Genomic DNA, 8,430 nt, shown 5'->3' with positions numbered 1-8,430 from the left:
ACCTCCGGAAATTACAGTTCCGAAAAGATTGCCAATATGCTGACTTATATTCAAGTCGACACCATGAAAATCATGGGAAAAGTTTTTTGTATTCATATTGTTATGAATGATTCTCATAATATTAACCGGACACTACTGATATAGAACCATTTCAAAGTTACTGGGAAAAAATAAATGAAAAACTTGATAAGAGTAAAAAATTATCAAACAAAGCAAAAATGCTTGAATTGAATAAAGCGAGGGTAAATTTCAAGCATAAAGGAATAAGAACCCACGATTCTGAAGCAATTAAATATAGAAAATATACAGAGGATTTTCTTAGTAACAGCATGAAAAATATTCTTGATATCGATTATAATTTGATAACTTTTACTGAATTTTTTTATCGTAAAGAAATTAAAGATACGATTATGGAGGCAGAGAGATATTATAACAAAGGAGACTACACTAATTGTATTAACAAATGTGGTGAGACTGAAGTATTTATAAAGGAAATCATTGATGCCCATATATTTCCATCAACAAAAGTAATTGGGAAAGTATATGGAGAGTTCTTTGAAGATGCTTTTAGGAGTAACGAAAAACAGTATACCTTTGTAAAAAATGCTCGTGAAGCATTCATAGAAATTCAGAACATAATTAGCACGATGAAATTTACTTTAATCCCTGCTATATTGCATATCAATTTATGGGAATTTCATATATTTAAGGATTTAATTCCTTCCATCATAAGAAATGAGCGGGGTGATTTTGAAATAATATCGAAGATACGTTCTTACAATGAAGAACAAGCACAATTCTGCTTGCAGTTTATCAATAAATATGCCTTTGCTCTCCAGGAAGCAAGCTCATTTCAATACAAGGAATCTGTTTTCTTGTAAAATGATTTTAAGGAAGCGATAAAGTAAAATATAAAGCAAGTGGGAGGTGAATCAAGTGAAAACAAATCAGGCAACGGCAGAAGTTTTTTTTACCGCATTTAAGGCACTCAAGAGCAAGGAGAAAGAGGCTTTCCTTGAAAAGATCGTGAGTGACCCTGAATTAAGAGAGGATCTTGTTGATATAGCGTTGATTGAAAAAGCAAAAAAGATTAAAGGTAAGCCTGTTTCAGCTAAAGACTATTTTGCAAGACGTCGTAAAATTGGGAGCGCCGCTTGAGTCTTTATGACGTCAAGTTGATGCCGCAGGCACAAAAAGACCTGGATTCTTTTTCCGGCAAGCTGCTATTGAAATTTGAAGAAATTATTCTTGGACTATTTGAAGAACCAAGACCTCATAATTCAAAGAAGCTTAAGGGCAGCAGTTCAAAGTGGCGTATAAGGGCAGGTGATTATAGACTACTCTATGAAATTGATGACTCACAAAAGATTATAAGGGTTTACAGGATTGCACACCGAAGAGAGGTGTACAGATAATTTAAGTATCTTGATTTCAACAGTCCCTTCACATTTCCCCTTCTGTTTGATTAGAATAATCACACCTTAAGATTACTTGAGTATCGGAGATACACTAACTTTATGCGTTACTTATTAATTGACCACATCACTGAATGGAAACAGGGAGAGCTCATAAAGGGCGTCAAGAACGTTGCCATGAGCGAGGACTTCCTTGAGTTCCATTTTCCTAAAAACCCAATCATGCCCGGTGTCATGCTGCTTGAGGCGCTGACGCAGTTGACGGGATGGCTTGAGGCCGCGTCTTCGGATTTCAGGAACTGGTTTTTGATCAGCAAGGTGCTGAAATCAAATTTCTACAGTTTTGCATTGCCGGGGGACCAGGTGGAGCTTGAGGTGCAGGTAATGGAGACACCAGAGGGAAACACACCCCCGCCCCCTCTTGATAGAGGGGAAGTAAGAGTATACAGGGGCATAGGATTGGTGAAGGGGAAGAAAAAGATCGTCGCGGAGTTTGAAGGCAAGGTGGTGCCGGTTGAAGAAATTGAAGATGTTGATGAGATGAAGAAATTTTTCAGCGTCCTCACGAGAGAGATGAAATTATAATGTCTGCAAGAGAAGTCGTCATAACCGGCATAGGACTAACAACGCCGCTCGGAAAAAACGTTGACGAGAACCAGAACAACGTCATGGCAATGAAGACGGGCATCGGGCATTATCCGCTTGACGGCCTGCCGGATTATTTGCAGTACTATGCCCAGGTAAAAGAATACGAGCTTCCGCAGGACCTGCCGCCAAAACAGGAAGGCCAGATGAAATTTCTCAACCGGGGCGCCATCCTCGGGTTCTGTTCGTCCTGTGAAGCTGTATCTTCGCTGCGTGAAAAAATCTCAGAAGTTCCCCCTGGCAGAAGGGCTATATATGTCGCATCGGGAAATTTCACAAAGGTCGGTTACGACTTCATGTACCCCGCGCTTAAAGACAGCGCTGACTCAACGTGGCAATCAGTTGACCAGGCAAAGCTTAACAACGCGGCATTGAACAAGGTCAATCCGTTTTTCTTGCTGGAATCGCTTTCAAATAACCTGTTCAGCTTCCTCTCGGCGTATGTGGAATTCATGGGGCCTAACACCAGCCTTGCGAGCCTCTCGCCTTACGGAGGGAATGCACTGGAACTGGCATACAGGAGCATTAAACAAAACAAGGCGGACATCGCACTGGCAGTAGGCTACGGCAACTGGATCACAGAGGTCCCGCTATATGAACTTGAGGGGCTGGGGATACTTTCAAAATGCAGATCAGGCGTTAATTCATACAAACCCTTTGACAAGAACAGGGACGGGTTTATTCCCGGCGAGGGCGGAGCTGCAATACTCCTGGCGTCCGCCGATGTTGCAAAACAGTGGGGAGCGAAAATTTTCGGAAAGATAACAGGAGTTGAAAACTGTATTGAATTCCCCGCAAACCAGCGCCTCGGCGTGCCTGAGAAGGTCATCAAACGCAATATCGAGCTAATAATGAATGAAACCGGTTGCGGCATAGACGATCTCGCATGCATCATCCCTCACGGAAGCGGCACCTCTAAAGGCGACAAATCGGAGCTGCGCTCCATCATGGACGCTTTGGGAGATAAAAGATCGGACGTACCCATCTGCGGGCTCAAGCCGTACACAGGCCATATCGGAGCGGCAAGCGATATAGCCGAAGTAATCTTTGGAATTCACGCTGTGAAAAGCAATACCGTCCCAGCGACTTTGAACTTTCATGAAACAGAAAAGGAATTCTCCGAATTGCGGATTTCGAGTTCACCACAGCCCTGCAGCAAGAACAGCTTCCTCTCGATCAGCTACGGCGTAGGGGGGCAATCCTCATCCGTAATTGTGGAAGTGAGCTAATCCCCCTCTTTGACAAAGAGGGGTTAGGGGAGTTATTAAATCATTGGCCCAAAAGAAACGCAAAAAAAATAAATTCACAAAGGTCCTCGAATACACTGCTGTATATTTAATTATTCAGATCTGCCGCGCGGTTCCTTTAGGGATAATAAGGGCGTTCAGCGGCCTTCTCGGCGGACTGCTTTACCACCTCAGCGAAAAGCGCCGGAACATAGCAATTGAGAATTTGCGCCACGCGTTCAAAGGTGAAAAAACAGAGGACGAGATCAAACGCATCGCGCGTCAGAGCTGCGCCTCATTTTTTCTGACCTTCATGGAAATTGTAAAGCTCCGCTATCTCTTTTCCTCTCCCGATGCAATGGAAAGGCTTAACGATTACGCTGGAAACCTTGACGAGCTCTTCAGCAAGGCAAAAAATATACACGACAAATCCAATGGCTGCATCTTCGTTACACCGCATATGGGTAATTGGGAGATCCTCCCGCGCGTCAGCGCTTTTGTAGGCATTCCCCTCGCCATTGTAGCGAGGCCACTGGACAACGAATATCTTGAAAAACTCATTTTTGAGAGCCGGGCTTCAAAAGGCCAGGTCATCATACCTAAAAAGAACGCGTTATTCGTCCTTCAGAAAACCCTGCAATCCGGCAAGTCCATAGGAATGCTGCCGGACCAAAGCACGATGAAAGGCGTCCTGGTTGATTTCTTCGGGCGCAAGGCTACCACCACGCCTGTCCCCGCGATACTTGCCATAAATTTTAAGAGGCCGGTTGTTGTTGTTGCGGTTTGCCGGAGGCCGGAAAACAACCGGTATGAAGGTTTTGTCAGCGACCCGGTTTATCCCGGAGAATATACAAGCGAGAAAGAGGAGATCATCCGGATAACCGGAGAGATGACGCGCAGGATGGAATCCATTATCAGAAAGTATCCTGAACAATACCTCTGGATCCATAACCGCTGGAAGACGTACAAGGGAAAAAAAGAGCTGATGTCTTGAGTTTTCAATAATTCCAACTGCACGGTTAACCACGGAGACACAGAGTTGAAAAATAATAGTAAAGACCAGAACTCCTTCTTCACCCATGTGGTGAAACAAAACTTTCCGGAATCCCCTTGTCTTCTCCGTGTCTCTGTGCCTCCGTGGTAAATGAACTACCGTTTTCAGGTTTATAAAGACAATATCTCTACGCGCTGACCTCTGTCCGGTTTCTTCCGTTCCGCTTTGCCTGCAGCAGGGCCTCATCGGCCCTCATGATTATCTCTTCCTTTTCCTGCATCTTGAAGTTATAGCAGGAGACCCCGAGGCTGACGGTAACCCCTGTTTTTGTCTCCACTTCCTTTCTTATCCTCTCAGCCACCTCACAGGCTTCCGGCAATCCTGTTTCGGGAAGCAGGACAAGGAATTCCTCACCGCCGTATCTGACGCCGAGGTCTATCTGCCTTATCTCCTTTGAAAGTATCTTTGCGACCTCCACGAGCAAACTATCTCCAAAGGTATGTCCGTAGGTGTCATTGTATTTCTTGAAATAATCAATGTCGATCATGATCGCTGAAAACTGGCTTTCGCCCCTCCGTGCCCGGGCAAACGCTGTCCCGAGCACATAGTCCATCAACCGCCTGTTGGCAAGTTTCGTGAGAGGGTCGTGCAGCGAAAGCTCTTTTGTCTCTTCATAGAGCAGTATGTTGTCGATTGTCGCCCCTATCCTGCTGCCTATGGTGTAGAACAGCGCCAATTCGCGCTCGCTTAATTCAACCCCGACCGGCGGATAAAGGCACAATATCCCTAACATCCTGTTTCTCGCCTCAAGGGGTATAACTATATGCCCGTGAGGGGTCTCTCCAGAATATTTAATTGTGTGTCTGTTGTCTGCCGCGCAATCCGGGGACACAATGATCTTCCCGGTCTCCGCTGCGAGTCCGCACAGGCATTCCCCGATCTTTATATCTTTGTGGGCCTTTATAAATGCATCAGGAAACCCCGCCTGGTAAGCAAGCTTCAGCCTGTCGCCGTCAATAGTGAATATCACGCCCTTATGATCGAGCTTGAATAACTTGAAACTCGCGAAGGTGTACAGCACTGCGGTAAAGAGGTCCTGCAGTTGCATGGTGCTGGCTGCGGCCATTGAGATAGACTGAAGCATTGACAATTCCGAATTTATTCTCTCAAGCTCGTATGTCCTTTCTTTCAGGTCCTTTGTCATTCTATTAAATGATTCTGAGAGCTGCCCTATCTCATCATTTGAGCCTATATTGACCGTATAATTTAAATCGCCGCCGCCCACTACTTTGACCGCCTTCGTAAGCTCGGAGACAGGCTTGGTTATTTTCCTGGAAAGGACAATTGCCGCCGTGATCCCCACAAACATGATCACGGTTATTATCAAGATCAGGAACCCGATGATCTCATTAGTATCTTTTTTTATGGAGGCATGAGAAATACCGAGATGAACGGTCCCTATGTCGCCCATCAGGACCGGGACGGCGATGTCAAGGACATCTTCTTTGCCGGCCCTGACTGACTTAACGCTGAATACCTTTCCCGCTTCTATAACATTGACCATTTTCAGGTCAGCAGGAAAGCCTTTGTCAAAGGTATGCGCCAGAACATTACTGTGCTCATCAAGAATAAATATATATTCAACGTCTTCCTCAGTGCTTTTAACATCCTTTGCCATCATCTCAAGTTGAAAGAATTTTTCCGTCAATATGGGATTTACGCTGTTCTCAGAGATATATCTGGCTATGGTTATTCCTCTTTTTTGGAGTTTGATAAAAAGTTTTTGATAGAGCGTTGTCTTTATGAAAACCATTATCGCAATGCTCGACAGCATTACCAAACCTATCATGATAGTAAGGATCTTGGTCCTCAGGCTTATAATCTTCATAGCTTATCTGCTCTTACTTCTTCTTAGCTCCCTGTTTGTCAACCCAGGCCTTCATCTCCCTGATAGAATCATACGCCCTGTCGTCTATGGGGATGAACCTGTCTATCATCATATGATTGAGGATCTCCTTGCCTTTTTTGTCATTATGCGCATCCAGGAATATCTGTCTCAGTTTTTCCTTCATGCCCTGTTCCATTCCCGGGCGGACTACCACAGGCGGAATTCCATAAGGAGGCGACTTTTTTATGATTCTTGTTTTTGAGGTAAATACGGGATTTGTGCGGCTGGCGTATTCCCAGATAAGGCTGTCCACGGCCGCGCCGTCAACAATCCCCTGCGCGACTGCCTTGATCGCCTTATCATGCGACTGAGTGAATATATATGATTTAAAAAATGTGTCAGGCGTTTCATTCATCCTGGCAAGCATGTAAGTGGGGACCAGTTTCCCGCTGTTGGACATCGGGTCGGTAAAGGCAAACTTTTTCCCGCGCAACTGCTGAAACATATGAATGGGACTGTCCTTATTTACGATGATATAGGAATAATACACTGGTTCGCCGTAAGCTACTGGTACAGCCAAAAGTTCCATGCCGAATTCCTTATGCCCGTCAACGTAAGGGCCGCCGCATACAAAAGCAGCTTCTATTTCTCCATTCTTCAATAGCTCATTTATCTCTGCATAATTGTCCCTGTCCACAAATTCCACATGCCGGCCCAATTTCTCACCGATGTAATCGAGGAGCCTGCGGTAATAAGCAAAACCTTCCCTGGGCGTGATCATCCCGCCGACCGCGATCCTTACAGGTTTTCCGTTTGACGGTTTTTCAACTGGTGTTGTGATTTCTTTATTCTCGATGTCAACTTTTTGGGATTCAGCTTTTTTGCAGTTGGCAATAACTGCGAGAACCAGAGAGATGAGCAACAGACTAAATATTTTCTTAACCACCACGACCCCCTTAATTTGGTGTGTTCAGCGAAACACCTTAATCTTATACCCCATTTTTAATTTAATTATATATCCAATTCCGTAAGCGGTAAATACACTTATCCCTGAATTGTTAGAATTTATACGCCCGGCATATCATGTTATCTACATGTAATTTCAAACCTGCATTGAACTAACACTCTGATTAATGATATTTTATGGGGTGTCAAGAAAGCTGATGATAAGCGCGGGGGAGACGTCCGGGGAACTATACGGAGCAATGCTGAGCAGGGAGATCAAACGGCGCTGGCCTGATGCTGACATCTTCGGCATCGGCGGCTCACGCATGAAAAATGAAGGCGTTTCGCTAATCGCCCCTGTCTCACACGTAGTCGGCATTGTGGAAGCTGTCAGGCATTTAGGGGAGATCAAAAACACCCTCAAGACAGCGACAGAGGCTCTGCTTCAGAGAAGGCCCGATGTACTCGTCCTCATAGATTATCCCGACTTCAATATCGCGCTTGCCAGAAGGGCGAAGGCAGCGGGCATTCCCATACTTTATTACGTCAGCCCGCAGGTGTGGGCGTGGCGTGCCGGAAGGGTGAAGAAGATCGCCGCGCTTGTAAACAGGATGGCGGTGCTGTTTCCGTTTGAAGTGGACTATTACAAAGATACCGGACTGCCCTGCGAATTTGTCGGGCATCCTGTCGCGGAGACAATCAATATTTCCATGACAAAGGAAGAGATAAAAAAAAATCTCGGGCTTGACCCGGGCAGAGATGTGGTCACCCTGCTTCCGGGAAGCAGGCCCGGTGAGATCAAACGACATCAGGCGATCATCAAAGAAGTGGCCGGAAAGATACATCATGCGTTTCCCGAAGTACAAATAGCCGTTCCTCTCACTTCCGAATCCGGTCTCCCTGAAGGACTGCCGGACTATGTAAAAATAATTCGGGGACGCACCTCTGAGGCCATTGCCTGCTCAGAGGCATCCGCAGTGGCTTCAGGAACTGCAACGCTTGAGACCGCGCTTTTAGGCACGCCGATGGTGGTTTTTTATAAAGTGTCCCCGGTCACTTTTCATCTTATTAAATTGATCGTGACGGTCAAATTCATCTCGCTGGTCAATATCCTGTCCGGCAGACAGGTTGTTGAAGAATTGCTGCAAAAGAATGCAAATCCTGACAAGGTATTTTTAGAGCTGAAGAAGATACTGAAAGACCAGCAGTACAGAAATGAAATGATCGCCTCTCTGAAAAAGATCCGGGAGATGATGCAGGGCAAGAAGCCTACTCAAAGGGTGGCCACGATTGTCGGGGAAATGGCGGGATGGTAGA

9 protein-coding genes are annotated in these 8,430 nt (G+C 45.4%); 7 read left to right on the top strand and 2 right to left on the bottom strand.

Features of this window, described 5'->3' with window-relative positions; all coding sequences use genetic code 11:
• The first annotated feature begins 218 nt into the window (after positions 1-218).
• The 6 genes from HZB61_04675 to HZB61_04650 all read left to right on the top strand — a co-directional run bounded on the left by HZB61_04675 (position 219) and on the right by HZB61_04650 (position 4,280).
• Positions 219-881, top strand: coding sequence for a hypothetical protein (locus HZB61_04675; GenBank protein MBI5055892.1), 663 nt, complete (start codon positions 219-221; stop codon positions 879-881).
• Positions 882-936: 55 nt separating this feature from the next.
• Entirely contained in the window at positions 937-1,158 is a 222-nt protein-coding gene (locus HZB61_04670; GenBank protein ID MBI5055891.1) for a hypothetical protein, read from the top strand.
• Positions 1,155-1,415 carry a type II toxin-antitoxin system RelE/ParE family toxin gene (locus HZB61_04665; protein ID MBI5055890.1) on the top strand — a complete coding sequence of 87 codons (261 nt, stop codon included), beginning with the start codon at positions 1,155-1,157 and terminating at the stop codon, positions 1,413-1,415. Before HZB61_04670 ends, HZB61_04665 begins: the two co-directional genes overlap by 4 nt.
• Positions 1,416-1,517: 102 nt before the next feature.
• Positions 1,518-2,000: a hypothetical protein gene (locus tag HZB61_04660; protein MBI5055889.1), complete on the top strand. Its 483-nt coding sequence runs from the start codon at positions 1,518-1,520 to the stop codon at positions 1,998-2,000.
• The gene (locus HZB61_04655; protein ID MBI5055888.1) at positions 2,000-3,289 is read left to right on the top strand and encodes a hypothetical protein; all 1,290 of its coding nucleotides are present in this window, start codon (positions 2,000-2,002) and stop codon (positions 3,287-3,289) included. The genes HZB61_04660 and HZB61_04655 overlap by 1 nt, the downstream gene beginning before the upstream one ends.
• Before the next feature lie 43 nt (positions 3,290-3,332).
• Entirely contained in the window at positions 3,333-4,280 is a 948-nt protein-coding gene (locus HZB61_04650) for a lysophospholipid acyltransferase family protein (GenBank protein ID MBI5055887.1), read from the top strand.
• Between the two features lie 187 nt (positions 4,281-4,467).
• Here HZB61_04650 and HZB61_04645 read toward each other — a convergent pair whose 3' ends face one another.
• Together HZB61_04645 and phnD are read right to left on the bottom strand one after the other, a co-directional pair.
• On the bottom strand, positions 4,468-6,168 hold the full coding sequence (locus HZB61_04645) for a diguanylate cyclase (protein ID MBI5055886.1): 1,701 nt from the start codon (positions 6,166-6,168) through the stop codon (positions 4,468-4,470).
• A gap of 13 nt (positions 6,169-6,181) precedes the next feature.
• Positions 6,182-7,114, bottom strand: a complete 933-nt coding sequence (gene phnD / locus HZB61_04640; GenBank protein MBI5055885.1) for a phosphate/phosphite/phosphonate ABC transporter substrate-binding protein — start codon at positions 7,112-7,114, stop codon at positions 6,182-6,184.
• 202 nt (positions 7,115-7,316) lie between these two features.
• Between phnD and lpxB the strand changes: the two genes are divergently transcribed.
• Positions 7,317-8,429 carry a lipid-A-disaccharide synthase gene (gene lpxB / locus HZB61_04635; GenBank protein ID MBI5055884.1) on the top strand — a complete coding sequence of 371 codons (1,113 nt, stop codon included), beginning with the start codon at positions 7,317-7,319 and terminating at the stop codon, positions 8,427-8,429.
• Position 8,430 lies beyond the last annotated feature (1 nt).

The organism is Nitrospirota bacterium, from assembly GCA_016214845.1.
GTDB lineage: Bacteria > Nitrospirota > Thermodesulfovibrionia > UBA6902 > UBA6902 > SURF-23.
This window is presented reverse-complemented; position numbering and strand designations above follow the sequence as displayed.